The sequence below is a fragment of the Streptococcus sp. HMSC071D03 genome (assembly GCF_001812125.1).
Classification (GTDB): domain Bacteria; phylum Bacillota; class Bacilli; order Lactobacillales; family Streptococcaceae; genus Streptococcus; species Streptococcus pseudopneumoniae_N.
Genome location: NZ_KV807818.1, coordinates 1 through 1,497, shown reverse-complemented (window position 1 = coordinate 1,497; position 1,497 = coordinate 1). Strand labels below are relative to the sequence as shown.

Below are 1,497 nucleotides of genomic sequence, written 5' to 3'. Positions count from 1 at the left end.
AACTTGAGTTCTAAGGACTTTGTCTTCAATCTGACATGTGAGCTAGTTCTAGTTCACATGTTTTTGAGAAAAATCTTTTTGCTTAATTCTTTACTAGAAAATAAGCGGGGAATGTTAAACTGCCAAACTTTATGCTAGACTAGAAATATGGAACATCATTTTAATCATCGAGCAGAATCATTTGATTCTTCAAAAAATCAATTTTTGGCCGATCTTGTTTATCAGCATATAGTAAAACAAGTGCCTGATTTGTCGAACAAATCAGTCTTAGACTTTGGAGGCGGAACTGGCCTTATCGCCCTTCCTCTTGCCAAACAAGCTAAATCAGTGACCTTGGTTGATATTGCAGACAAGATGCTTGCGCAAGCTCGTCTCAAGATTGAAAGCCAAAAGCTTGCAAACCTATACTTGATTCAACAGGATTTATTACTTGAACCACTTGAAGAAGAGTTCGACCTTATTATCGTCAGTCGAGTTCTTCATCATATGCCTAATCTCGAGGACAGTCTGGCTATGTTCAAGGAACATGTGGCTCATGGCGGACAACTCTTTATCGCTGATTTTACTCTACCAGATGGAGAGACACACGGTTTTATCATTTCTGAACTTGAAGAAAGTCTCAGTCAACAAGGTTTCTCGGAAATAACAAGTCAAATACTCTACAGCTCAGACCATCTCTTTCTCCATAAACCTTCCCAATTATTTCTTACAAGCAGCAAGAATATTTAGCCCTTAGAGTATCAGATAAGCCCTAAAAACAAAGCAAATGCTAATCTTTACTCAGTTTTTGCATTTTCCCAATAGATAAGGTATAATAGTTGTATTGTCTTTTGGGGTCGTTACGGATTCGACAGGCATTATGAGGCATATTTTGCGACTCGTGTGGCGACGTAAACGCTCAGTTAAATATAACTGCAAAAAATAACACTTCTTACGCTCTAGCTGCCTAAAAACCAGCAGGCGTGACCCGATTCGGATTGCTCGTGTCTGATGACAGGTCTTATTATTAGCGAGATACGATCAAGCTTCGTCTAGCAGTTTGATAAGAGATTTATAGACTCGCAGTTCCTAGGCTTGAGTTATGTGTCGAGGGACTGTTAAAACAATACATAACCTATGGTTGTAGACAAATATGTTAGCAGGTGTTTGGACGTGGGTTCGACTCCCACCGGCTCCATTATATTAAAAAACGTTGATGATCTCAACGTCAGAACGAAGACAAACGTCATTTTTGGCGTTTGTTTTTTTCTCTTTTCAAAAATAGTTTGTCTCATCATCTGATATTCTATTCAAAAATCTGAATTTGAGAAAAATAAAAAGGGATATTTCCTATCCATTTCACCAGTTTTTTGATATTTAAACACGCCAAAGTAAGCCCAACCTGATCCTCCATTTTGGACTTTCCTATCTCAAATTATGGTACTCCTTAGCCGTTCCAAAGAGTCGTTCAATTGTTTCTTTGTGCTTCTTATAGAGCTCTTTCATTTCTCTTTGGTG

Annotated in this window: 1 protein-coding gene, 1 other RNA gene and 1 pseudogene; 2 read left to right on the top strand and 1 reads right to left on the bottom strand. The window is 38.1% G+C overall.

What is annotated here, in order from left to right; genetic code table 11:
- Positions 1–147: 147 nt before the first annotated feature.
- Together HMPREF2837_RS10070 and ssrA are read left to right on the top strand one after the other, a co-directional pair.
- Positions 148–729, top strand: a complete 582-nt coding sequence (locus tag HMPREF2837_RS10070; protein WP_049549345.1) for a class I SAM-dependent DNA methyltransferase — start codon at positions 148–150, stop codon at positions 727–729.
- A gap of 103 nt (positions 730–832) precedes the next feature.
- Positions 833–1,180: a transfer-messenger RNA gene (gene ssrA / locus HMPREF2837_RS10065) on the top strand.
- Between the two features lie 105 nt (positions 1,181–1,285).
- Here ssrA and HMPREF2837_RS10060 read toward each other — a convergent pair.
- A pseudogene (locus HMPREF2837_RS10060) lies at positions 1,286–1,497 on the bottom strand (transposase); the annotation flags it as partial.

What these genes read in the sequence shown, in the direction of transcription:
- HMPREF2837_RS10070 (WP_049549345.1), top strand. Translation starts at nt 148, where the DNA reads ATGGAACATCATTTTAATCATCGAGCAGAATCATTTGATTCTTCAAAA.